Raw genomic sequence first — 23,868 nt, 5'->3', positions numbered from 1 at the left:
TTATGGTGCGCGCGCTGGCGCGGTCGAATGCACGCCGATGGTGCACCGGCTGGCTTGGGACTTGCACTGTGCCCAGGGTGAACCTGCGCCGCCTCAAATACTTCGTGAAGATCGTCGACATCGGCAGCCTGACCCAGGCCGCCGACGTGCTCTATATTGCCCAGCCCGCACTGAGCCAGCAGCTCGCCACGCTCGAAGGCGAGGTGCGCCAACAGCTGCTGGTGCGCACCAAACGCGGCGTGACGCCCACCGAGGCCGGCAAGGCGCTGTACCGCCATGCGCAGATCATCCTGCGCCAGTGCGAGCAGGCGCAAAGCGACATGGACGCGGCAGGACGCGGGCTGTCGGGCCAGGTCTCGGTGGGCCTGGCGCCCGGCACCGCAGCCGCCACGCTGGGCATGCCGTTGCTTCGCACGGTGCGCGCACGCCATCCGGGCGTGCTGCTCTACCTCAACGAGAGCTACGGCACGCTGTTGAGCGAGCTGATCATGAACGGCCGCATGGACATGGCCGTGCTCTACGGCGACAAGAAGGTGCACGGCCTGACCTTCGTGCCGCTGCTGCAGGAGGAGCTGTTCCTGGTCGGCCCATCGAGCCTGCCGCGGCCCGGCGAGTCGGTGCGGCTGGAGGACCTGGCGCGCACCGAGCTGTTCCTGCCGCGCCCCTACAACACGGTGCGCAAGCTGGTGAACGAGGCTTTCCAGCGCGCCGGGCTGGCCGCACCGAACGTGGTGGCCGAGATCGAGTCCGCCATCACGCTGAACGCAGTCGTCGATGGCGGGTTGGGCATGACCATCCTGCCGTCGTCAATGGCACGCGAGATGGTGGGCGCCGGCACCGCCTGGCTGAGCCGCATCGTCGAGCCCGGCATCGAGGCGCCGCTGGCGCTGTGCCAGTCGGACCACCTGCCGCTGTCGGAGCCGGCGCAGGCGGTCAAGGAAATCCTGCTCGAACTGGTCGGCGACCTGCTCGGCCAGGCGCAATCGAGCGACACAGCGGCGCAGCCATAAGGCGCCCTTATCGTGGCACAGCCATTCCGTCTTGGCGTGTGGGGCCGGCTCTGGATACCTTCGAACCCATGGAACCCCAGCTCATCAAGTCCTTCATCGATGCCATGGCGCATTCAGATCTGTCCGAACTCGAGTTCAGCCAGGACGGCTGGACCTTGCGCCTCGCGCGCCACGGCGCCGCCGCATCCACGGTAGCCGCGGCATCCAAGGCGACCGCCGTTGTCGGCGCCGCGCCGCCAACTGCGACTGCGACTGCGGCTGCTGCATCACCCGCACCGAGCGACCTCGTCGCACCGCTGTACGGCGTGGTGCACCTGCGCCCGTCGCCGCAGGAGCCGCTGTTCGCCGAGGCCGGCCAGGCCGTGCGCGCCGGGCAGACGCTGTGCGTGATAGAGGCAATGAAGGTCTTCAACGAAGTGCGGGCCGAACGCGACGCGGCCATCGCAGCGGTGCTCGTGACATCCGGCCAGGAAGTCGACGCTGGCCAGCCGCTGTTCCACTTCGCCTGATCGAACACAGGTCCAACCATGTTCGACAAGGTCCTGATCGCCAATCGCGGCGAAATCGCATTGCGCATCCAGCGCGCCTGCCGAGGCCTCGGCCTGCGCACCGTCGCCGTGTATTCCGAAGCCGACCGCGATGCGGTCTACGTGCAGCAAGCCGACGAAGCGCTGTGCATCGGCCCGGCCTCGCCGGCGCTGAGTTACCTCAACCAGACGGCGCTGCTGTTCGCGGCCGAGCTCAGCGGCGCGCAGGCGATCCATCCGGGCTACGGCTTCCTCTCGGAGAACGCGGGCTTCGCGGCCCGCGTCGAGGACGCCGGCCTGACCTTCATCGGCCCGAGCGCCGCCTGCATCCGCACCATGGGTGACAAGGTCGCTGCCAAGCGCGCGATGCGGTTGGCCGGTGTGCCGTGCGTGCCCGGGCCAGACGACTCGCTGCCTGAGGACGGCGCAGCGATCGAAGCGATCGCTCGCGAGATCGGCTACCCCGTGATCGTGAAGGCGGCCGGCGGTGGCGGCGGTCGTGGCATGCGCGTGGTGCAGGCCGCGCCCGAACTGCTCGATGCGATCGCGCTGACGCGTGAGGAAGCCAGGCGCGCCTTCGGCAATGCCGAGGTCTACATCGAAAAGTTTCTCGGCCATCCGCGGCACATCGAGATCCAGGTGCTGTGCGACAGCCAGGGCCACGCGCTGTGGCTGGGCAGCCGCGACTGCTCGCTGCAGCGACGCCACCAGAAGGTGTTGGAAGAAGCGCCGGCACCAGGCATCGACCCCGCGCTGATCGCGCGCGTCGGCGCGCGTTGCGCCGAGGCGTGCCGGCAGATCGGCTACTGCGGCGTGGGTACCTTCGAGTTCCTCTACGAGGACGGCGAGTTCTTCTTCATCGAGATGAACACGCGGCTGCAGGTCGAGCATCCGGTGACCGAGATGACGTCGGGCATCGACATCGTGCAGCAGCAGATCCGCGTGGCCCGCGGCGAGCGGCTGGCCTTGACGCAGGCCGAGGTCGGCTGCCACGGGCACTCGCTCGAATGCCGCATCAATGCCGAGAACCCCGACACCTTTGCGCCCGCCCCGGGCCGCATCACGCGCTGGCAGGTACCGGGCGGCTTCGGCGTGCGTTTCGATTCCCATGCGAGCGCCGGCTACCGCGTGCCGCCCTACTACGACTCGATGATCGCCAAGCTGATCGTGCATGGCGCCACCCGCGCCGATGCACTGGACCGCATGCGACTGGCGCTGGCCGAGCTGCAGATCGAAGGCATCGCGACCAACGTGCCCCTGCACCGAGCGATCCTGCAGGATACAGGCTTCGCTGCGGGCGGCGTGGACATCCATCACCTCGAGCGCTGGCTGCGGCAGCGCGAAATGCAACGGAGCGCGACATGAACGCGGCCGACACCCTTGCCCGCATCACGCCGCTGGGCACCACCGCCTTGCTGCTGGAGACGCCCGGCGCGCTCGACCTGGCGCCGCAGCAGCGCATCTGGGCCCTCGCGCGCACCGTTCAGCAATGGCCGCAGGTGCGCGAGGCGGTGCCGGGCATGAACAATCTGATGTTGAGCTTCGCGCAACCGCCCGCCGACCAGGCTGCTTGGGACGCGCTCGAAGCGCAACTGCAGGCTGCATGGATCGCGGCCGAACCGCTGGCCCTGAAGGGCCGCGTGGTCGAGCTGCCAGTGGTCTATGGCGGCGGGGACGGCCCGCACATGGCGGACGTCATCGCCCACACCGGGCTCACCATCGACCAGGTGGTCGAACTGCACAGCGCGCCACTCTATCCCGTGTATGCACTGGGCAGCCACCCCGGCTACTGCTACCTGGGCGGCATGGACCCGCGCATCGCGACGCCGCGCCGCCAGGTGCCCGTGCTCAGCGTGCCGGCCGGATCGGTCTCGATCGGCGGGGTGCAGACCGGCGTGTCGGCCTCGGCCGGGCCGAGCGGCTGGCACACCATCGGCCGCACCGGCATGGCGTTCTTCGACCCGCAGCGCGATCCGCCAGCGGTGCTGAGTCCGGGCGACATGATCCGCTTCCGGGTCGAGAAGGTGATCCGATGATCGAACTGCTTTCCACCGCCGCCCTCGCCACCGTGCAGGACCACGGCCGCATGGGCAGCCTGCGCCATGGCGTCGGCACCTCGGGCTGCATGGACCAGCTCGCGCTGGCTGCGGGCAACCTGCTGCTGGGCAACGACGAGAACGCGGCAGGCATCGAGATTCCGGTGTTCCCGTTCCAGGTCCGCTTCACGCACGACTGCGCCTTCGCGCTGACCGGTGCCGATGGCCAGGCCACGCTCGACGGCATGACACTGCCGCCCTGGTGGGTGGCACAGGCACGCGAAGGCCAGGTGCTGAGCCTGGGCCTGCCGGCCGCACGCAGCGGCAGCCGCGCCTATCTCACGCTGGCTGGCGGCGTCGACGTGCCGCAGGTGCTGGGCTCGCGCAGCACCCAGTTGCGCGGCGCCTTCGGCGGCCACGAAGGCAGGTCGCTGCGCCAGGGCGACCGGCTGAACGCAGCCGCGCCAGGTACCTTGCGCACCACCGACTTTGGCCTTGTACCACCCGCGCTGGCGCTCCCGCTCGCGGTCGATGGCTGCGCCGCGATGCGTGTGCTGCCGGCCGCCGAGTACCTGCGCTATCGCGAGGACTCGCGCGCGGCCTTCTGGGCCGGCGAATGGAAGATCACCGCACAAAGCGACCGCTATGGCTATCGGCTGGCCGGCGAGCCATTGGTGCCGATCGCGCCCATGGAGATGCGCTCGCACGGCATCGTGCCCGGCGTGATCCAGGTGCCGCCCGGCGGCCAGCCGATCGTGCAGATGCGCGATGCGCAACCCTCCGGCGGCTATCCGAAGTTCGGCACCGTGATCGAGGCCGACCTGTGGCGCCTCGGCCAGGCGCCGATCGGCAGCCGTGTGCGCTTCATCGAGACGACCTACGACGCTGCCGTGGCGGCGCTGGCCGAACTGCAAGCCTGGCTGCACGAAGCCGCACGGCTTGTGGCATTGCATCGCGCCGCGGCGTGGAGGAACTGAACCATGGACGCATCCCGCATCGACCTGCTCGCCGGCTGGCTCGCCGGAACCGACATCGACCTGCTCGAACTGCGTTCGCCGACCAGGCTGATGCGCCTGCAGCGCGGCGGTGCGAAGGCGGGCGGTGCGCCCGCAGCACCTGCCGCCGTCGCCGAAGCAGCCGCACCTGCGGTGCCGGCAGGCACGAGCGTCACCGCCTGGACGGTGGGCGTCTTCCTCGACCGCCATCCGCTGCGCGCGCAGCCTTTCGTGCAGGCGGGCGAGGCCGTGACCGAAGGCCGGCTGCTCGGCCTGCTGCAGATCGGCTCGCTGCTGCTGCCCGTCGTCGCGCCCTGCGCCGGCATCGCTGGCACATTGCAGGTGGCATCTGGGAGCACCGTCGACTACGGCACGCCGCTGCTGGCCATCGCGCCCTCCGTATCCGCCTGACCACGCCAAGGACTCCCGACATGGACATCGATCTCAACGCGGACCTCGGCGAAGGCTTCGGCCCCTGGCGCATGGGCGAGGACGAGGCCTTGCTCGACGTGCTCTCGTCGGCCAACGTGGCCTGCGGCTTTCACGCCGGCGACCCGGTCATCATGGACCGCACCGTGCGGCAGGCGCTGGCGCGGGGTGTGGACATCGGCGCGCATGTCGGCTTTCCCGATCTGCAGGGCTTCGGCCGCCGTCCCATGCAGATCGACGTGCAGGAACTCGCGGCCCACGTGGTCTACCAGCTCGGCGCGCTGGCTGGCTTGGCGCATGCCGCGGGCCATCGCATGACGCACATGAGCTTCCACGGCGCGCTGGGCAACATGGCAGCGGCCGATGCCGCGCTGGCCGAGCCGCTGGTGGCTGCGGTTGCCGCCTTCGATCCGACACTGATCGTCAGCACCTCGGCCAGCCGGGCCATCGAGGGTGCCGCGACGAAACACAGACTGCGCACCGGCATCACTTTCCTGGCCGACCGCGCCTGCGGCGATGACGGACTGTTGGTGCCGCGCAAGCTGCCCGACGCGGTGATCCACGACAAGGCCCGGGTGCTGGGACGTGTGCGGCAATTGCTGGAGGACGGCACGGTGACCAGCTACAGCGGCCGCAGGCTGCAGATGCGCGTGAACTCCATCCTGCTGCACGGCGATACGCCCGGCGCGCTTGAACTGGCGCGCACGGTGCGTGCAGCGATCCTGGCGAGTTCGGCACGCGTGGTGCCGCTGTCGAGGCAGCTCGCATGAACACACGGACCATCGCAGCGCACCAGGCACAGCGCTGGTGCGCACGGAACGAGGCATAAGTCGCCCTTATCGCCACACAGCCAATCCGTCTTGGCGCTCCCCAGGGCGGCTCGACAGAATCCATTCACACAGGCGCCAGACGCCCGGCTTTCTCCAGGACCCGACCATGCCTTTCTCCGACTACAAGACCGCCCTCGTGACCGGTGCCTCCTCCGGCATCGGCGCTGCCACGGTCGAGCGCCTGTGCCGCGAAGGCCTGCAGGTGCATGCGTTGGCGCGCAGCGCCGCCGGCCTCGATGCGCTGGCCGCACGCACCGGCTGCATCCCGCATGCGATGGATGTGACCGACCTCGAAGGCATCACCCGACTCGCGCAGGAAGTACCCTTCGACGTGTTGGTGAACAATGCCGGCGTCGACCGTCCCGGCTCCATCCTCAAGGCCGATGCCGCAGGCATCGATGCGCTGGTCGACGTGAACCTGCGCGCCGTGCTGCACCTGGTGCGCCTGGTGGTGCCGGGCATGGTGGCACGCGACCGCGGCCACGTGGTGAACATCAGTTCGATCGCCGGCCACTACCACTTCGGCGGCAACACCACCTACCACGCGACCAAGTCGGCGGTCCACATGCTCTCGCGCCAGTTGCGCATCGACGTCTTCGGCAAGCGCGTGCGCGTGACCGAGATCTGCCCGGGCCGCGTGGCGACCGACATCTTCGCCCACGTGCACGGCGATTCCGAAGAGATCCGCCAGCGCTTCATCGAGGGCTTCGAACTGCCGCAGGCGAACGACATCGCCGATGCGATCGCCTTCGCCATCGCGGCGCCGATCGCCGTCAATGTCGGTCTGATGGAAATCATGCCGACATTGCAGGTGCCCGGTGGCCTGTCGACCGCGCGCCCCGAAGCGCCACAGGCCTGACGGGCCGGACGACCTCGACCCCGACGCAGCGCATGAAAGACTTCGACCTCTTGGCCGTCCTGCTCAAGCCCGAGTTCAGCGCCATGCTGCTCAAGGGCATCCAGATGACGCTGGCCGTGGCCGCCGCCGCCTGGTTGCTAGCGATGGCGCTCGCGCTGCTGCTGCTGACCATCCGCCTGACGGCACGCCCGGTCGCCGAGCGCTTCGTGGCAGCCTACGTGTCTTACCACCGCAACGTGCCGACATTGGTGCAGCTGATGCTGTGGTACTTCGGTATCGGCAACCTGCTGCCCGAAGGCCTGCAGGGCTGGCTGTCGGAACACCACGGCGAGGCCGTGTTCGCGGTGCTCTCGCTGGGCCTGTGCCAGGCAGCCTTCTTCTGCGAGGACATGCGCTCGGGCATGCGCTCGATCCCTGCCGGCCAGACCGAGGCGGCCCGCGCCCTCGGCCACAGCTACGTCGGCTCGATGCGCCACGTGATCCTGCCGCAGGCGGTACGCAATGCGGTGCCGGCGCTGGTCAACCACACGGTCTCTCTCTTCAAGAACAGCAGCCTGGCCATGGCCATCGGCGTGGCGGAGCTGACTTACACGGTGCGCGAGGTCGAGAGCCAGAGCTTCCGCACCTTCGAGTCCTACCTGATCGCCACCGTGCTCTACCTCGGCTTCTCGCTGCTACTCATGGGCTGCGGTGCCTGGGTCGGCAAGCGCTACAGCATTGCGATCGCGAGGTAAGCCATGCTCGACATCCTTCACATCCTGCGCGACAACTGGCTGCTGCTGCTGATCGGCCAGTACCCCAATGGGCCGCTGGGCGGCATCGCCTGCACGCTGATCGTGTCGGTGCTCGGCATCGTGCTGGCCTTTCCGCTCAGCGTGCTGTTGGCGCTGGCGCGGCTGTCACCCTGGGCCGTGCTGCGCTGGCCGGTGACGGTGCTGGTCTACGTGACGCGTGGTGTGCCGCTGCTCATGATCATCCTGTGGGTCTACTTCCTGTTGCCGCTGCTGATCGGCCACAACGTGTCGGGTCTGGTCACCATGCTGTGCACGCTGGTACTTTACGAGGCGGCCTACCTGTCGGAGGTGGTACGCGCCGGCATCCAGGCGCTGCCACGCGGCCAGATGGAAGCCGCCCGCGCGCTGGGCCACAGCCACCTGGGTGCAATGCGCCACATCATCCTGCCGCAGGCGCTCTACAACATGCTGCCAAGCATGCTGAGTCAGTTCGTCGCGACCATCCAGGAGACGACGCTGGGCTACGTGATCAACGTGCCGGAACTCACCTTCGCGGCCAACCAGATCAACAACCAGTTGCTGACCAAGCCGTTTCAGGTCTTCTTCATCCTGGCGGCCACCTACTACGTCGTCTGCTTCAGCCTGACCGAGCTCGCCCACTGGCTGGAACGCCGCGTTGCGCGCCGCCGGCGCGGTGCCGCCGGCGGCCCCACCACCGCGGCCGCCAGCAACGTGACGCTCGCCGCCGAGCATTGAGGCACACCCCATGATCCTGTTCAACGACATCAACAAGTGGTACGGCGACTACCAGGCGCTGACCAGCGTCAGCGCCGAAGTGAAGAAGGGTGAGGTCGTCGTGGTCTGCGGCCCCTCGGGCTCGGGCAAGTCGACGTTGATCCGCACCGTGAACCGGCTGGAGGAAATCCAGTCAGGCCAGCTGCTCTTCAACGGCCACGACATCCACGCGCCGATGAGCAGCGTCGAGCTCAACCGGCTGCGCAGCCGCATCGGCTTCGTGTTCCAGAGCTTCAACCTGTTTCCGCACCTCTCGGTTCTCGACAACATCGTGCTGTCGCCGCTGCGCGTGCTCGGCGTCAAACGCAGCGACGCGAAGGAGCGCGCGATGGCGCTGCTCGAACGCGTGGGCTTGCCGCACAAGGCGAGCGCCTTTCCGGCGCAGCTCTCGGGCGGCCAGCAGCAGCGGGTGGCGATCGCGCGCGCACTGGCGATGGAGCCGCCGGCCATGCTGTTCGACGAGCCGACCAGCGCGCTCGACCCCGAGATGGTCGGCGAGGTGCTGGCCGTGATGCGTGGCCTGGCCAACGACGGCATGACCATGATGTGCGTGACGCATGAGATGAACTTCGCACGCGACGTGGCCGACCGCGTTTGGTTCATGGACGCCGGCCAGATCCTCGAGAAGGCCGAGCCGGAGACCTTCTTCCGCAGCCCCCAGCATCCGCGCACGCAGCGCTTCCTCTCGGACCTGCGCTCCCATTGAGTTCGACCCGTTTTCTTCCTATTCACCCTCAGGAGTTTCCATGTCCGCCAAGATCCCTCTGCCCCGCTGGACGGCCCTCGCCGGCCTGATCGCTCTTTCCGTGTGCGCCCATGCCGACCAGTGGCAGGACATGAGCCAGCGCAAGGAACTCAAATGCGGCACCTTCGCCGACGTGCCGCCCTTCGCTGCACCCGACCCGAAAACCCGCGAGATGGTCGGCTTCGACGTGGACCTGTGCGGCGCGCTGGCCAAGGAACTGGGCCTGGCACCGAAGATCACCCCGCTTTCGGTCGAGGCCCGTGTGCCCGAGGTCAAGCTCGGCCGTGTCGACGTGACGGTCGCCAACCTGGCCTACACCAAGAGCCGCGGCGAGCAAATACAGTTCTCCGATCCGTATTACGTCGCCAAGGAAATGCTGGCAGTGAAGGCGTCGGACCCTGGAACGACGAAGGCCGATTTCAAGGGCAAGCGCCTGAGCTCGACCAAGGGCTCGACCTCGGAGCTGTCGATCAAGATGAACGGCTCCGATCCCGTCACCTTCCAGGACACAGGCTCGGCCTACATGGCGGTGCAGCAGAACAAGTCGGTCGGCATGGTGGCCAACACCATGACCATCACCAAGCTGGTGAATCAGTCGAAGACCGAGGGCGTGGCGCTCAAGATGATCAAGGACCCGATGGTGCTGCAGCCGATCGGCATCGGCATGAAGAAGGACGAACCGGTGCTGCTGGCCAAGGTCAACGCCGCGCTGGTCGCGCTCGACAAGGCAGGCGAGATCGACCGGCTGTGGGCCAAATGGCTCGGTCCGAACACGGAGTACAAGCTGACGCGCGATGAGAAGGTCACGCCGCTTTCAGAGCTCAAGTTCGAGTTGCTCCCCTGAGCGGCCCACGGACGGTCGTTGATCGGGGCGACGGCCAGTCCATCCCCTGCGACACGTCAATACCTGAAGCCGCACTCGCATCTTCGAGGTCGCGGAGAACGCCTCGCACTGCGGGAGACGACGGTGTAGATGTCTCCATAGGACAACACTTCGCTCTCGATGAACTGGCCAAAATCCGTGCTGCTCATAGGCGTCTCCAGCGTGCTGCCCTCCTCGCGCCTTGCTGCCTGAAACTCGGGATCGCTCAGGACTTCGTTGGCAACCTGGTTGATTCGAGCAACGACGGACTTCGGCAACCCCGGCGGGCCTGCGAGCCCCAGCCAGGCCTTCATCGAGACGCCCCATTTCGGATAGGTTTCCGACAGCGTAGGGAATTCGGGCGCTACGGCCAGACGGTCCGGTGCCATCACGCCGACCACATGGACCTTGCCGGCTCGCGCATGCCGCAGGACTTCCGGCAAAGTGAGCACCGCCAAATCGACCCGGCCGCACGACAGATCTTCCAACAGGGAATGGCTCCCACGGTAGGGCATCAGCGTCATTTCCACACCAGTGGCACGCAGGAAGGCCGATGCAGCCAGGGACGGCAACGAACGCTCGTAGGTCGCGCCAATGGTCAAGGTCTGAGGACGAGTTTTCGCCGTGGCCATCGCCTCGTTGAAGGCCCGGCCCCACAATCGGGGGCGGGCAACCAGCACCAGGGGTGCGCTGCTGATTTTGGCGATCGGGGTGAAATCGCCTGGCTGATAGCCTGCTTGAGGCCCGCTCAATGGCGCCGCCACCATGTCGCTCGTACCGCCAAAGAGAAGGGTCTGGCCATCGGGTTCGGCTGCAAGCACCTTCTGTGCGGCCTGGACACCATTGGCCCCGACGACGTTCTCCACGACCACGGGATGACGCAGCCGCCGGCTCATCTGGTCGGCCAGCGCACGTGCCAGATTGTCGGTCTCATCCCCTGGGGAGCTACCGACCAGCAACTTGATGGGTTCGTTTCCCGGCCACCAACCCGCTGCGCTTGCCGAGACCAAGAACACAGATGCGATCGCCATCGGCCACAGCCGCCGAAGCATCCAACATGTGGCCATTCGCCCCGCCCACTTGTTCTTCATTTCCTCTTCCGTCAGTTTCTTCGCTCGGTTCCTGCGCATCATGGCAGGTACTGGTGTTAACCCTATTTTCCGCGAATCGGTCTCATTGTGATTCGGGAGCGGTCGGCATGGAGGGGCATGCCGATCCCGCAGTCTGCGGAATGGGTCGGGAGCAGGAAAGAAGGGGCGTCGAGGATGACGCCTAGAAAGGCCGTACGAAGACCGAGCAAGATGTCGGGGTCGAGGTAAAAAGCCTCATCGACCCCATGCTCATGTTCTCGCGATCAGCGAAACAAGGCGTCGCGCAAGGCTGTTCTTGCCTTTTGAGTAGGGAGGGAAGAACAGGCGAAGTCCATTGAAAGGACCGTTGTACAGGCAGGCTCTTTCGTGGGAGAACGCGCGAAAGCCATAGAAGCCGTGCGAATTGCCCATCCCGGAATGGTGGACACCTCCGAAGGGCAGCTTGGCATGCGCGTACTGCTGAATGCACAGGTTCACCCCAAGGCTGCCGGAACTGGTTTGCGTCTGCAACTGCGTCACGAACTTCGGGTTTCGCGCGAAGAGATACAACGCCAGGGGTTTGGGGGCCGCATTGATGCGCACCACCACATCGTCCACACGGTCGAAGACATGCAGTGGCAGCACAGGACCGAAGATTTCTTCCGACTCGATGCGAGCATCGCCTGAGATGTTGCCCAGCAGCGTGGGGGCGACATAACGCGCCTCGGTGTTGTGCTCTCCGCCGTCGAGCCGTGTCGCCCCTTTGGCGACTGCGTCTTCGATCAGCCCTGCCACGCGTTCGGCGTGGCGAACGGTCACCATGCGGCCCAGGTCGGCGCTGTGTGCCACCGCGGGCGGATTTCGTCCGTATCGCTCGGCCACGACGCGGCGCCAGCATTCGACGAAACGCGCTTCCACGCTGCGATGAACGTACACGTGGTCGGGTGCAACGCAGGTTTGCCCGGCGTTCGTGAGTTTTCCCCAGGCAAGCATGCGCACCGCGGCTTCGACGTCTGCGCTGGCATCGACGATCGCCGGGGACTTGCCGCCGAGTTCGAGCGTCACTGACGTCAGGTGGCGGGCGGCGGCGGCCATCACGATCTTCCCGACGCCGGGGGAACCGGTGAAGAAGATGTGGTCGAAAGGCAATGCCAACAGACGTTCGGACGTCTTCGCGGCGCCTTGCACCAGAGTGACTTCCGCCGGGTCAAACACCTCTGCAACCACCTCCGCAAGAAGTGCGTTGACGTGGGGCGTGAATTCAGACGGCTTGATGATTGCCGTGTTTCCCGCGGCCACCGCCGACACCAGAGGCGCGAGCACCGTGTTCAGCGGGTAGTTCCAGGGCCCGATGATCAGGCAGCGTCCGCGTGGTTGGTACTGTACGCGCGCGCGGGTCCCCAGCGTGGTCAGCGTGGGGCCGACGCGATGCAGCCGCATCCATCGCTTGAGATGGCCCATGGCATGGCTCGCCTCGTCCAGTACCGGGAGCAATTCGGTCAGTTCCACCTCGATCCGGGGCTTTCCCAAGTCGGCGTGAAAGGCAGCGTACCAGCTCTCTCTGCGCGCAAGCACGGCATGGCTGAGCCGGCGCAACTTTTCGCGGCGCTGGGATACCGTCGAGTTGCGCAGCGCCAGCGCTGTCGCGGTCTGCGCATCGAACAGGGCGCCAAGGGTCGCGCCGTCCGGCTCCTGCGCTTCGTTCACCATGATTGCGGCTCGCTGCTCAGCTTGGGGACATCGCGACGCAGGATGCGCACAACCAGGCGCTTCGGCAACATATTGGCCAGCCGGACAAGCGCGGCCATCGGCCACGGGAATGCATAGTCCATGTACCGTCCTCGAAGCGCCCGAAGAAGGTGATCGACTGCACGGTCTTCCGACATCTGCAAAGGGGCCGGCATGCCATCGCCCGCAGTGGCTTGGGTGGAGATGAATCCCGGATAGACGGAGACAAAACGGATGCCGAACTCTGCAAACTCCACGCGGCACGTATCGATCAACAGTTTGAGGGCGCCTTTGGCAGCGCTGTAAGGGCCCTGCAACGGCACGCCCAGCAGGCCGGCCAGCGAGTTAGTCACGGCCACCACGCCGCTGCGCTGCCCGCGCATGACGTTCAAAACCGGAAAGAGCACGTTCACCGCGACGTCGTAGTTCGAACGCATGTACGCGAGAACGTCGGTGGCGTCCATGCAGCGCATGTCGATGGCCGGAGCGCCCCCAGCGTTGAGTATCAACAAGTCGATGCGACCGTGCTCGGCCACCACGCCGTGCACCGCACGCAGGGCGGCGGCAGGGTCTTGTGCGTCTGCAGCCTGAATGCTGCAACACCCTCCCTGTGCAGTGATCTGGTCGCGCAAATGCTTCAACTTGTCTTCTCGCCGGGCCATGGCCACCACTTGGGCACCCCTGCCTGCCAGACGCAGCGCGAGCGTGCGACCGATGCCAGACGAGGCGCCGACGATCATCACCACTTTGTCCTTGTATTCCATGTTCACTCCTTCGGTTCCCGGCGCAAGCCGTTCATCAGCCGCCCTCACCCCACGGCGCACGGCAATGTCGTCAGTACCCCTTGCTCTCCTCGGGCAAGAGGCCCTGGCGAACCCGCAGACAGGCGCGGTGCTCGTCTTTCATGAGACGACGGTTGGCCACATACCGCACCACCCAGGGCAAGGAGCGAACCTGACCGTTGGCAGTGGCTGCGACGGCGAGCAGATAGGCCTTGGCGCACTTTTCGAACAACTCCGCATTGAGGGCCAGCCTAGCACCGGTCATGCCCAGCACGATGGGCTGCCCCTGCACCAGCAGTGCGTTGCCACCCAGACTCAAGGCCCTGTCGACCGCCATGCGCGATGGCACCGGCACCATGCGCCCGAGGTGGCGCACCTGTTCGTCAAACACACCCGGCATGGCGCCACCGAAATCGGCCAGCCCCCTCGCGAATGTTCCACCTCCGGAGGCCACGGCGCAAACGTCGTCGCGCGCCCCCAGGACATGCGCGTGGAGCTGCGCCTGGGAAGAATCTGCCTTCAAGGCACGCCAGCTTCTGCGTTGCGGCGTTTCCGCGTGCGCCGCTCCAAACCACATGGCGTCGGTTCCAGGAATGCGCAACGAAAGCGCTGCTGTCGACCCTTGCAGCAGCTGCTTGGCCATCAGGCGGTCACGCAGTTGGAGCCACTGGGACACCAGGTTCGCGTCCACGTTCACCGCCGTCATACCAGTGCAAACACGTCGTCGAAGCGATTCAGCGCGTCGTCGATCACCGCATCGGTGTCGGCGAGACTCGTGTAGACGCGACTGCCGGCGAGCGTGATCAGTCCATGTGCCGTGTAGGCCGCGCCCATCTCCTCCATCATGTGCTTTCGCTGCTTGGCCTCGTTCCTGACCTTGAACAGTTTCCACATGCTGCTGGTGTCCAGCAGCAGCACCCCGGATGTCTGCAAGTGAACGATGGACCCCATGTTGTAGGTGACGTAGGGAAGCCTGCGGCGACGAATGATCTCTTCGAGACCTCGGCACAGACGGTCGCCGGCCTGGCCTGCGACCACCGCAGCATTGCTTCGATGCGCTTCCTGCAGTGCGTAGTAGCCCGCAACACACGACAGCGGATTGGCCGTCAGCGTCCCGCCGACGAAGGCGCGGCGCGACGTGGTGCCAATGCCTCCAACCAACGACATCATGATGTCCCTCTTGCCGCCGATGGCACCGGCCATCGGATACCCACCCGTCAGGCATTTGCCGAGGACGGTGATGTCCGGCGTGACGCCGAAGTAGGACTGCGCACCGCCCATGCCAATGCGAAACCCCGTCACGACCTCGTCGAAGATCAGCAGCGTGTCGAATTCGTCGCACAGCTTGCGCACTTGCTCGTTGTAGTTCTTGTGCACGGGCCGCGTACCACTCTCAGGGCCCAGAGGCTCGAGCAGCACGGCCGCCGTGCCGCCACGCAGCCGGTTGATCTGCAGCTTGCGGCGCAGCGCCTCCAGGTCATTGGGAAGGCACTCCTGCGTGTGGCCTGTCGCACCACGCGGAATGCCGGTGGCCTCCATCCGACCCGTGTTCGGCAAGCGCATGCCGTAAACCAATTGGTCGCTCCAGCCGTGGTACGCACCGCCGATCTTGATGATCCATTTTTTCTTCGTGTAGGTTCGTGCGAGCCGCACGGCACCCATGACCGCTTCAGTGCCCGACCCCAGCAGCCGCAGCATGTCCACACCGGGCATGTGCTTGCACACCAGTTCCGCCAGCTTCACTTCATATTCGTGCAACAGGCCAGTGACGGGTCCGCACGCATCGAGGAGCGCGTGGACCTTCTGTCGAATCACAGGATGGTTGCTGCCCAGGAGCGTCGGGCCACCAGCCTGAAGGAAGTCGATGTACCGGTTGCCGTCCACATCGGTCAGATGAGCCCCTTCGGCATGGGAGATGGCAAGGGCGAAGGGGTGATTGAAGGCCAGATTGTGCTGGATTCCACCGGGGATGACGGCCTTGGCCTGTTCGGCCAGCCGCTTGGAGCCCCCACATTTGTCGTCGAACCAGCGCAGGATCTTGGGCATGGCGTCCGCCCGGATCGGTCGCATGGGTTGCGCCACAAGATCAGACAGGCGCCGATAGAGCGAAGGGGTGTCGGGCCAGGACGAGATGGCGGTCTGCGACGTGGTCGTGGCGGGGGCGTCGATGGCGGCGGGGTTGCTCATGGGGAGATGCTCTTGAGGGGAAGGGGTTCAGGAGATGGGGCGATCGTTCAAGGCGTCACGCGTGCGCTGCAGCGCGTGTTCCAGGTCAGCAGGTGCACCGGTCACGCGCTGGTCAATGCGCTGGTTCAGAAGCGCCCGCGCCAGGGCTTCAAGATCGTCCACGGCCTGCATGGCTGCAGCACTGTCGCGGCCACAGCACAAGATGCCGTGGTTGTGCATCAGATAGGCGTTGACGTCGCCGCGCACCTTTCGGCTGAACTTCCTTGCCAGCCAGCCGCTGCCCGAAGGCGCATAGCCCACCACGGGAAGACAAGGCCCCAGCGTGGCTTGCCACCGCGGGGGAACGACGATCTCTTCACCGAGCAGCGCAAGCGCGCTGGCCACGGGTTGATGCGTATGAATGCTGCAACCCATTTCGGGCCGCTCGCGCAGCACGCCCGCATGAAGACTGGCTTCCACGGAGGGTGCGCATGCACCGTCGACTTGCCGCAGGTCGGACAGGTGCAGTACAGACACGTCCTCTGGCTTCATGACCTGATAGTCGATGGCGGACGGCGTGACGGCCACCAGGTGTGCATCGATGCGCAGCATGATGTTCCCCCCCGTTCCGGCGAAATAGCCACGACGAGAGAGTTCGAGGCAAAGGTCGACAACATGCTGGCGTTGGGATTCGTGCTTCATGGGTTCGTGCTGTCAAGGAAGGGCCGGCGCATTCAGCCGGTGGTACAGCGGCGCAAGACGCGAGTGAACCTCTTTGAATGTTCCAAATTTCTCGTCGTACAGATTCCGCAGCGACCGGGCCGGTTCGTACACCCGGCGGATTCGACGCAGCTGGTTCAAGTCGGCAAACGACAAGGCACCAATGCCCACGCCGGCGATGAACGTGGCACCAATCGCGTTGGCCTGGATCGGGCTTTCGGGTTGCCGAATGGGCTGGCCCGTGACGTCAGCCATGATCTGGCACCAGACTTCGCTTTGTGCCCCACCCCCCACCGCCGTGATGACGCCCGGGTTTCGCCCGATCAGCCTGGCAAAAGGCTCCAGCATCCATCGGGTGTTCAACGCGACACCTTCGAGGAAGGCGCGAAAGATGTCTTCGCGCGAATGCTCCAGCGACATGTTGAGGAGCCCGGCGCGCAGCCGGGGGTTGTCCACGGGGGTGCGCTCACCGTACAGCCACGGGGTGTAGATCAGCCCCCGGGCGCCCGGCGGGACGCGCGCGGCAATGCGGTTGAGTGCTTCGTAGACTTCAGGATGCTCTTCGTCGCTGGCAAGCTCGTCGGGGTGGTACAGAATGCGATCGCGCAGGAACGACAGGTTGGCGCCGGCGGTGGACTGCAGCGCCATCGCAAGGTAGCGGCCAGCCACTGCACAGGGCACCGCGGCAATTTTCCGGAAGATGTCGGTCTTCATGAACGGCACGTGTGCGCCGAGCCAGGACGAGGTTCCCAGATACAGGTGCGTTTCGAAATCGTCGACGGCTGCGCCCACCGCGACCGCGGAGTTGTCGACCGCGCCAGCCACCACCACCGTGCCAGGGTCCAGTCCGAGCGCTTGGGCGACCTCAGGCAACAAGGTGCCGATCACATCGGTGGATTTGACGATCTCGGGCAGCTTTTCTGCATTTACGCCGAGCAGGCGCAACAGCCGCGCGTCATAGCGCACGTTGTGGGGATCGCGATTGTCCGTGACCCACGCGGTCAAGATGGAGTCCTGCGTGGCGCACAGGCGGCCACACAGGCGAAAGTTCATGTAGTCCAGCGCATTGAGGAACTTGTGTGTCTTCTCGTAGACCTCGGGGCACTCGTCGCGCACATAGGCGATGTGGCCGGCGCTGTCGCGGCCCGTGATCGACGGGGCGCCGCCGGTCAGGCGCAACCACTGCCAGAGTTTCAGCGGCCCGTAACCCTCGATGCTGCCGAACCGACCGCGCGCGCGCCGGGCGATGGCAGGCGCGCCCCGGGCATCCAGCCAGCTGATGGCGCGTCCGATGGGATCACCGGCGCGGTCCACGCAGACAGTGACTTCCGTCTGCGTTGAGCAACACACTGCGACGACGCGTGCCCGCCGCTGTGCATCCACATTCAGCAACTCGCCTGCGGCCTCCATCAACGCCTGCCACCAATGGGCAGGGTCCTGTTCGGCCGTGACACCCTGCACGTCCAGGGTCACCGACCTGAATGCCCAGGCGTGCACCGTTCCGTCCAGCGTGACCAGTGCACACTTGCATCCAGACGTGCCGAGGTCAATGGCGAGCACCAGGCGTTGATCAAGACTCATCGAGACCTCAGAACTTCCGCGCGACGGCCAGCACGAGCCGGTTGCCGTCGACCTCGCGGACCTTGGTGCCATCGACCACCTGGAACAGCTCGCGCGTCCTGGTTTTGGGCATGACGTACTCCGCAGTCCAGTCGAAGCCCCATCGCTTGTGCAGCACGCCGATGGAATAGTCGCTGGCGTTGGCTTCCTTGAAGTTCCGGATTCGCTGAATGCCGGCATGCAGCTTCAGGGTGGTCTTGCCGTCCAGGGGAATCCTGTAGTCGAGGTCGGCCAGCCAGCTGCCTCGCGCGTCGTGGTCGCCGCGCGCATAGCATTCGAGCGCCTTGGTGGGGTCGGCCGACACGGCCAGCATCTGGCCGCACACGCCGCCTGTGCCGGCGCCCCGGTAGTTCTTAGACAGGACGTTCAGAAAACGCGCGTCAAGTGCGCCCCAACCCAACTCAAGCACACCATAGGACGTGTTGTATTTGGTGGTTCGGACGTCTGTGGGCGTGCCTGTACTGACGTCGAAGCCATAGGGCGAATCGAACTTGGCTCCAGGAAAGAACTCGCTGGCAAGACCGACGCCGTAGTGCCAGCCATCCGGATCGCCGAAGCGCCAGCCGGTGGCCAGAAGCACGTTGTATCCCTCGCTGCCTGTGTAGACCTTGCTGCTGATGGTCGACAGCTGCGCCAACGCAATCAGGCCGCTTTCGTGGGCGAACTGCACGGCCAGCTGCACGCCAGGCCGGTTCAGCGAATCGGAAAGGCCGCGCGTGCGCTGGTCAGTGAGCAGCTTGACTTCGGTTTCAACGGAGTAGCTGGCTGTTTCATCGGCCTGCGCGCGCGCGGCGAAGCCTCCGAACAGTGCACCGGTGGACACCAGAAAGACCAGGGGGCCTTTGTTCATGCGATTTCCTTTCGCTGGTTGGGTTGAACGTGACGGGATCAGGGCTTGCACACAGGGGAGACAGGCAGCGCGGCGACGCGCTGCAGTCGCTCGGTCTGCCCCAGGATTTCGGTCCCAAGGAATGCGCGGATCTGCAACTCGCCGGCCTTGACCCGCAGAGCACCTTTGTATTTCTTGCCATCACGCGGGTCATAGACCCAGCCATCGCGCCAAGCCTCGTTTTCATACCGCTCCAGCCGTGCGATCGGCACGCCGCAGGTGTCCGTGGCCTGCCCTGCGTCCTTGTCCCACACAATGTGCCCACACAGCGCCGTGGGCGCGTCCGCACAGGGCTTGAATTCCAGGACCGCATCTTTCTCTGCGCCCATCCACAGGCCTTTCGCGTCGTCGGGACCCGCTGCCCATGCAGGTCGAACCAACGTTACCAACAAGACGGCAGCCCGAAGGCAAGTTGCGAATGAGGTCATCACGGTGACTTGGTTGTTAGATAGTGATGACTATTCTATAGTTATGACTACTGTTTTGAAAAGTCCAATTTCGTGTGGAAAACCCTCATAGGGTCGGAAACCAGAGGGAGGACCTCAGCGCTGGCGCAGGGCACTGGGCCGAGTGCCAGTCCACCGCTTGAATGCGCGGCGAAAGGCGCGTGGGTCGTCAAAGCCGGTGGCGGACGCGACTTCATGGATGGGCAGTCCCGCACGTTGCAGCAAGGCCAGTGCGTGATCGCGACGCACCTGGTCATGCAATCCCCGCCATGACACGCCCAAGGCGTCGAGGCGCCTGCGCAACGTGCGTTCGCCGAGGTTCAGATGGCGTGCGAGGCCGGTCATGGACGGCGCACTGCCCAAGTTGCCGCGCAACCACGTCAGTGCGCTTTCATGAAAATCGTTCCGGATTTCGGGACCCTTGAGCAGGGACGCCAGATTTCCGCGCAGCGCATCGCAAGCGTAGGGATCCCAGCCGGCCAGCTCGCGCGCGAGCCACCTCTGCGACGTCCACATGCGGTGTGACGGCATGTTGTATTGCACGTCGCAGCCAAAGACACGTCGATGAACATGGGCGTGCGCAGGCGCAGGCAAGGCCAGCTCTACCCTCTCGGGCATGAAGTCCGCGCCGACCAGCGCTCGCACCACGGTCAGCATGGACGCAAAGGCCTCATCGATCAGCAAGGGCTCGAGTTCCGGATCGTGGTAGCGGGGCTCCACCTCGATCAGGAACAGGCCATCCTGTCGCTCGAGATGGAGCGACACGAGTGCACCCGCCTCGTCTTGATGGACTGCGCAAAATGCGATGGCCTCGCCCAGCGTTTGGCACGTCAACATGACCAGGCCGGGCAGCCCCCATGAGAGTGGTGTCTGTGCCTGGCCGGCGAGCAGGCCGAGCGACGGTTCGTTCAGCTGAACCTGGAGACGCTTGCACAGCGCCCGTGTCTGCCGGTAGGACACCCGCAACACGGGATCTCGCAGATCGTCGGGATCGAAGCCCAGGCCGAGGCACAGGCGTGCAGGCGAAAGGTGGCGCGACTGCGCGACGCGCAGCAGCGCTCGAATGAGCATGGGCGGAACACTGGCGCGATTCTGGAGCGCGGCTTCGGCCTGCGTCATGGCACCCCGGCCGAAACGGCCCCACACTTGTCCGTTAGGAGCACCGCGTGTCTTGCCCTGCGCGATACGCTAACCCCAGCAAATGGAGCTTGTTGATGCGAACTGCTTTGGTAACGGGGGGCTCGGGCTATGTGGCCGGCCATCTGGTGAAGTTGCTTCTGGAAAACAATTGGACCGTGCATGCGACCGTTCGCGATCCGGGCAAGGCGCACAAACTGCGCGCGCTGGTCGATCTGCAAACGCGTTTCCCTGGCCGGCTGCAACTGTTTGGCGCCGACTTGTTGCGCGAGGGATCCTTTGACGACGCCATGAGCGGCTGCGACACGGTGTTCCATGTCGCGTCCCCTTTCTTTCTGCCCGAGCAGATCGAGAATCCACGCGTCGAACTGCTGGAGCCCGCTCTCGCGGGAACGCGCAACGTGCTCGGTGCGGTCAACCGCTGTGCCTCGGTCGACAAGGTCGTTCTGACATCGACCGTCGGCGCGATGTTCGGCGACTACGCTGATGTCCTGGAGATGAGCGGGCATGTACTCACCGAAGACCAGTTCAACCGCAGCAGCACTCTGGAAAACAACCCGTATCACTACTCGAAAGTGGTTGCCGAACAGGAGGCCTGGCGCATCGTCAATGGCCAGAAGCGCTGGCGCATGGTGGCGATCAACCCGGGTCTGGTTCTGGGGCCAGCGCTGACGCCCGACTCGGATTCCGGCAGCCTCTTCCTGCTCGACGAACTGATGCGGGGCGTTTTCTTCTACGGGGTACCAGACTTCAGTTTTGCCACGGTGGACGTACGTGACGTGGCGCAGGCACACCTGGCCGGGGCGTTGAACGATGACGCCCACGGCCGCTACATCGTCGCTGCGCGCGAAATGACGCGTTTCGTTGAAATGTCGCGCATTGTGCGGCGCGTGCACGATCGGCCCTGGTTGCTGCCACGGCACCAGTTGCCCGACGCGCTGGTGCGTTTGATTGGGCCGCTGTTCGGCCTGTCGCAGTCCTACATCCGCAATCATCTGGGCATCCGGTTCACGCTCGACAACCAGCGCAGCATCGACGAACTGGGGCTGCGCTATCGCCCCATCGACGAGACACTCTCGGCGCATGCCGACGCGTGGCAGACATGGCGCAAGGCGGTCAAAGCCTGATCCGGCCGGTCAGCATCTGCCACCACAGGCACCAGTCGCCCATGAAGCTCATGATCGGATAGCGAAAGGTGGCAGGCTTGTTGCGCTCGAAGAAAAAATGCCCCACCCAGGCGAATGCGTAGCCCTGGAGCAGTGCCAGGCCCAGCAGCCACCCGTTCTGGTGCCACAAGGCCGCTGCAACCAGGAGCACGGCAATGCAGCTGCCTACAAAGTGCAGGCGACGTGAAACCCGGTTCGAATGCTCGCTGAGATAGTACGGATAGAACTCTCGGAAGGTGCGGTACGTTTGCTGTGAAGGCATGCCTTCTACCTTTCCAGTCGTTGGTCAAAGCGCAATTGGCGTTGCGCGACGAAACGCAGGCACAGGGTCAGCACAGCTGCCGCGCCAAAAGCGGCGCTGACCACCGGCACGGCGTGCGCCTGTTCTCCCTGAACAAAAGCCGAGGCGATCAGCGGTCCGCACGCGATCCCAAAGATCTGGGCGGCAGGAATCAGGGACGCCACGCGGCCACTGGTGTCTGCACTGAAGGCGAACCGCATCTGAAACGGTGTGATGAACAGCCAGATGAACGCGAACAGACCACACAGCGCGGCGAACATCGGTGTGACGCCAACGCCGGTGTAGAAAATGCCAATGGCAACGCCACACAACAACGCCGACCCCACGAGCAATGCCCTGGGCGCGTCCAGTGAACGCACCAGCACCGAGCCGCACAGCCCGCCCACCACCTGGATGCCCAAGCATGCAGCAATCAGCGTCTGCACAGCCGTCCCAGAAAAACCCACCTCGATGCCCAGGGGTTCGATATATGCCCACAGAGCGCCCAATGCCGACAGTTGCAGGAACACGGTGATGAGCGGCATCGCTTTCTCCCAACTCCAGGCGAAGACGCCCGTGGACGGTGTGGAAAGCGGTTGCAGGTTGCGCGGGAGCGCAGGCGCCAGAAGCACAGGCACCACCAACAGCGACGCGAGCAACGTAAACGCCCCAGCCCAGCCGTGGGCCGGGATGACGACATGAGCGAGCGCCAGCCCGACGACCGCCTGGGCCACGGTCTGGAGCACAAAGAAGATCCCTGCAATCCGGTCGGGACTCGCGCTGCGCACGATCACCGCCGTTGCGCCCCATACCAGGACGCCTTCGGCCAGCCCAGCCGCCGCGCGGCACGCGGCGAAACCTGCATCGCCCATGGCATAGAGCGTCCCCAGATTCAAAGCGGCGGTGGCTGCCGCGGCAACGGCGGTGGCCAGGCGAAGATGAGCCAACGGCAGCGCGAGGTCGCCGAGCAATGCGCCCAGGCCCAGGGCCACAATCTCGGCCATTGCCACCAGTCCCAAGCCTTCCAGACTGACTTTCTTGGCCTCCAGCAGCTCACCCAGCAAAATGGGCTGCAAACCGAGGACGAGCAGGGCCATCGAACCCACCACCAGGGCGGTCACCAACGCGGCCGCGTGAATTTCATGGCGTTGTGTCATGTGGCGTTCTTAAAAACTAGTTATTGCTATCGTATAGTTATAGCTACTGAATTGCCATATTTTTTTATGCTGGGAGAATCCCGAACAACCATGAAAAAAGCCGTTTTGCCCAGGACTCGTCGCGTTCAGCCTGATCTCGCCACCAAGGTGCAGCCTGCGCAACAGCGCGCCACAGACACGTTCGAGCGGATCCTCGAAGCAGCTGCGTTCACGCTGGACGAGGTGGGCATCGAGCGACTGTCGACCAACCTGGTTTGCACGCGTGCCGGGATGACGCCACCGGCGCTGTACCGCTACTTCCCGAACAAATATGCGTTGCTGTCTGAACTGGGGCAGCGGCTGATGGTGCGCCAGAACGAATGCGTCGGACGCTGGATACAGCCGGAGGTTTTCTTGAAAGGCGCACCGTGCCTGGAACGGGCGTTGGAAGGGCTCCTGCTCGATACGCACCAAGTCACACGCGACACGCCGGCAGGCGTGTGGATCATGCGAGCGATGCGCGCCGTGCCTGCCTTGCAGCAGGTCCGGATCGCGTCCCATGCCGAGGTCACGCAGGCGCAGATGCCCTTGCTGATCCAGGTGCTTCCCCATGTCAGCCCCGCGGAGTTGCGGCTGGTCATACGCATCGTGGTGGAAATGCTCTATTCGGCCGTAGAGATGCTGTTCGACGAGAGCATCGACCCTGCAGCGGTGGCACCCGTCGTCGCACGGATGATGGCCAGCGAGCTTGATCGGTTGTCCCCTGCGGTCAAGCGCTCGCGTTGAACGCTGCCTCGGCGACGAAAATGAAGGCGGTCGTCGGCCGGCAGCGAGCACGGTCGCAATACCTTTGTGGCCTTCGTGACCTTCGTGGCGCCCGCACCTTGTTCGATCCTTCCTCCCGAG

General features: G+C 65.2%; 26 protein-coding genes. 14 read left to right on the top strand and 12 right to left on the bottom strand.

Annotated features, from left to right (window positions below; translation table 11 throughout):
* Nucleotides 1-77 precede the first annotated feature (77 nt).
* The 12 genes from nac (at nt 78) to J2W36_RS15520 (ending at nt 9,804) form a co-directional block, all read left to right on the top strand.
* Nucleotides 78-1,010 (top strand): nitrogen assimilation transcriptional regulator NAC, encoded by a 933-nt coding sequence (nac, locus tag J2W36_RS15575; RefSeq protein ID WP_307690656.1) that lies wholly within the window; start codon nt 78-80, stop codon nt 1,008-1,010.
* A 68-nt stretch (nt 1,011-1,078) separates the two neighbouring features.
* Nucleotides 1,079-1,519: an acetyl-CoA carboxylase biotin carboxyl carrier protein gene (locus J2W36_RS15570; protein WP_307690655.1), complete on the top strand. Its 441-nt coding sequence runs from the start codon at nt 1,079-1,081 to the stop codon at nt 1,517-1,519.
* 18 nt (nt 1,520-1,537) lie between these two features.
* Nucleotides 1,538-2,902, top strand: coding sequence for an acetyl-CoA carboxylase biotin carboxylase subunit (gene accC, locus J2W36_RS15565; RefSeq protein ID WP_307690654.1), 1,365 nt, complete (start codon nt 1,538-1,540; stop codon nt 2,900-2,902).
* Nucleotides 2,899-3,573: a 5-oxoprolinase subunit PxpB gene (gene pxpB / locus J2W36_RS15560; RefSeq protein ID WP_307690653.1), complete on the top strand. Its 675-nt coding sequence runs from the start codon at nt 2,899-2,901 to the stop codon at nt 3,571-3,573. The genes accC and pxpB overlap by 4 nt, the downstream gene beginning before the upstream one ends.
* Nucleotides 3,570-4,550: a 5-oxoprolinase subunit C family protein gene (locus J2W36_RS15555; protein ID WP_307690652.1), complete on the top strand. Its 981-nt coding sequence runs from the start codon at nt 3,570-3,572 to the stop codon at nt 4,548-4,550. The genes pxpB and J2W36_RS15555 overlap by 4 nt, the downstream gene beginning before the upstream one ends.
* A gap of 3 nt (nt 4,551-4,553) precedes the next feature.
* Complete coding sequence (locus J2W36_RS15550) at nt 4,554-4,979, top strand: acetyl-CoA carboxylase biotin carboxyl carrier protein subunit (protein WP_307690651.1); 426 nt, start codon at nt 4,554-4,556, stop codon at nt 4,977-4,979.
* A gap of 20 nt (nt 4,980-4,999) precedes the next feature.
* Nucleotides 5,000-5,767, top strand: coding sequence for a LamB/YcsF family protein (locus J2W36_RS15545; RefSeq protein ID WP_307690650.1), 768 nt, complete (start codon nt 5,000-5,002; stop codon nt 5,765-5,767).
* Between the two features lie 166 nt (nt 5,768-5,933).
* Entirely contained in the window at nt 5,934-6,686 is a 753-nt protein-coding gene (locus J2W36_RS15540; RefSeq protein WP_307690649.1) for an SDR family oxidoreductase, read from the top strand.
* A gap of 32 nt (nt 6,687-6,718) precedes the next feature.
* A complete protein-coding gene (locus J2W36_RS15535) occupies nt 6,719-7,420 on the top strand; it encodes an amino acid ABC transporter permease (protein WP_307690648.1) in 702 nt (233 codons plus the stop codon).
* A gap of 3 nt (nt 7,421-7,423) precedes the next feature.
* Complete coding sequence (locus J2W36_RS15530; RefSeq protein ID WP_307690647.1) at nt 7,424-8,176, top strand: amino acid ABC transporter permease; 753 nt, start codon at nt 7,424-7,426, stop codon at nt 8,174-8,176.
* A 10-nt stretch (nt 8,177-8,186) separates the two neighbouring features.
* Nucleotides 8,187-8,921 carry an amino acid ABC transporter ATP-binding protein gene (locus J2W36_RS15525; RefSeq protein WP_307690646.1) on the top strand — a complete coding sequence of 245 codons (735 nt, stop codon included), beginning with the start codon at nt 8,187-8,189 and terminating at the stop codon, nt 8,919-8,921.
* Between the two features lie 40 nt (nt 8,922-8,961).
* Nucleotides 8,962-9,804 carry an ABC transporter substrate-binding protein gene (locus tag J2W36_RS15520; RefSeq protein ID WP_307690645.1) on the top strand — a complete coding sequence of 281 codons (843 nt, stop codon included), beginning with the start codon at nt 8,962-8,964 and terminating at the stop codon, nt 9,802-9,804.
* A 56-nt stretch (nt 9,805-9,860) separates the two neighbouring features.
* Here the strand turns inward: J2W36_RS15520 and J2W36_RS15515 are convergent, their stop codons facing one another.
* From J2W36_RS15515 to J2W36_RS15470, 10 genes are all read right to left on the bottom strand, one after another.
* Nucleotides 9,861-10,913: a Bug family tripartite tricarboxylate transporter substrate binding protein gene (locus tag J2W36_RS15515; RefSeq protein WP_307690644.1), complete on the bottom strand. Its 1,053-nt coding sequence runs from the start codon at nt 10,911-10,913 to the stop codon at nt 9,861-9,863.
* 249 nt (nt 10,914-11,162) lie between these two features.
* The gene (locus J2W36_RS15510) at nt 11,163-12,602 is read right to left on the bottom strand and encodes an aldehyde dehydrogenase family protein (protein WP_307690643.1); all 1,440 of its coding nucleotides are present in this window, start codon (nt 12,600-12,602) and stop codon (nt 11,163-11,165) included.
* On the bottom strand, nt 12,596-13,384 hold the full coding sequence (locus tag J2W36_RS15505) for an SDR family NAD(P)-dependent oxidoreductase (RefSeq protein WP_307690642.1): 789 nt from the start codon (nt 13,382-13,384) through the stop codon (nt 12,596-12,598). Before J2W36_RS15505 ends, J2W36_RS15510 begins: the two co-directional genes overlap by 7 nt.
* Before the next feature lie 70 nt (nt 13,385-13,454).
* Complete coding sequence (locus J2W36_RS15500; protein ID WP_307690641.1) at nt 13,455-14,045, bottom strand: hypothetical protein; 591 nt, start codon at nt 14,043-14,045, stop codon at nt 13,455-13,457.
* 59 nt (nt 14,046-14,104) lie between these two features.
* Nucleotides 14,105-15,589: an aspartate aminotransferase family protein gene (locus J2W36_RS15495; RefSeq protein ID WP_307690640.1), complete on the bottom strand. Its 1,485-nt coding sequence runs from the start codon at nt 15,587-15,589 to the stop codon at nt 14,105-14,107.
* Nucleotides 15,590-15,616: 27 nt separating this feature from the next.
* Nucleotides 15,617-16,270, bottom strand: a complete 654-nt coding sequence (locus tag J2W36_RS15490) for a class II aldolase/adducin family protein (protein ID WP_307690639.1) — start codon at nt 16,268-16,270, stop codon at nt 15,617-15,619.
* Between the two features lie 12 nt (nt 16,271-16,282).
* Entirely contained in the window at nt 16,283-17,869 is a 1,587-nt protein-coding gene (locus J2W36_RS15485) for a xylulokinase (RefSeq protein WP_307690638.1), read from the bottom strand.
* 7 nt (nt 17,870-17,876) lie between these two features.
* Entirely contained in the window at nt 17,877-18,758 is an 882-nt protein-coding gene (locus tag J2W36_RS15480) for a TorF family putative porin (RefSeq protein WP_307690637.1), read from the bottom strand.
* A gap of 38 nt (nt 18,759-18,796) precedes the next feature.
* Nucleotides 18,797-19,225, bottom strand: coding sequence for a DUF2147 domain-containing protein (locus tag J2W36_RS15475; protein WP_307690636.1), 429 nt, complete (start codon nt 19,223-19,225; stop codon nt 18,797-18,799).
* 114 nt (nt 19,226-19,339) lie between these two features.
* Nucleotides 19,340-20,314: an AraC family transcriptional regulator gene (locus tag J2W36_RS15470; RefSeq protein WP_307690635.1), complete on the bottom strand. Its 975-nt coding sequence runs from the start codon at nt 20,312-20,314 to the stop codon at nt 19,340-19,342.
* A 143-nt stretch (nt 20,315-20,457) separates the two neighbouring features.
* On the opposite strand from J2W36_RS15470, the gene J2W36_RS15465 reads away from it, so the two are divergent.
* Nucleotides 20,458-21,507, top strand: coding sequence for an NAD-dependent epimerase/dehydratase family protein (locus tag J2W36_RS15465; protein ID WP_307690740.1), 1,050 nt, complete (start codon nt 20,458-20,460; stop codon nt 21,505-21,507).
* On the opposite strand, the gene J2W36_RS15460 is transcribed toward J2W36_RS15465, so the two are convergent.
* Nucleotides 21,497-21,808: an Mpo1-like protein gene (locus J2W36_RS15460; RefSeq protein WP_307690634.1), complete on the bottom strand. Its 312-nt coding sequence runs from the start codon at nt 21,806-21,808 to the stop codon at nt 21,497-21,499. The genes J2W36_RS15465 and J2W36_RS15460 overlap by 11 nt on opposite strands.
* A gap of 5 nt (nt 21,809-21,813) precedes the next feature.
* On the bottom strand, nt 21,814-22,983 hold the full coding sequence (locus J2W36_RS15455; protein WP_307690633.1) for an MFS transporter: 1,170 nt from the start codon (nt 22,981-22,983) through the stop codon (nt 21,814-21,816).
* Here J2W36_RS15455 and J2W36_RS15450 point away from each other — a divergent pair.
* Nucleotides 22,969-23,748, top strand: coding sequence for a TetR/AcrR family transcriptional regulator (locus tag J2W36_RS15450; RefSeq protein ID WP_307690739.1), 780 nt, complete (start codon nt 22,969-22,971; stop codon nt 23,746-23,748). The two genes, J2W36_RS15455 and J2W36_RS15450, sit on opposite strands and share 15 nt — an antisense overlap.
* Nucleotides 23,749-23,868 lie beyond the last annotated feature (120 nt).

It is taken from the genome of Variovorax ginsengisoli, from assembly GCF_030811835.1.
GTDB classification, from domain to species: domain Bacteria; phylum Pseudomonadota; class Gammaproteobacteria; order Burkholderiales; family Burkholderiaceae_C; genus Variovorax; species Variovorax ginsengisoli_C.
Note: the sequence above shows the minus strand (reverse complement) of the source record. Positions and strands in the feature narration are given on the sequence as shown.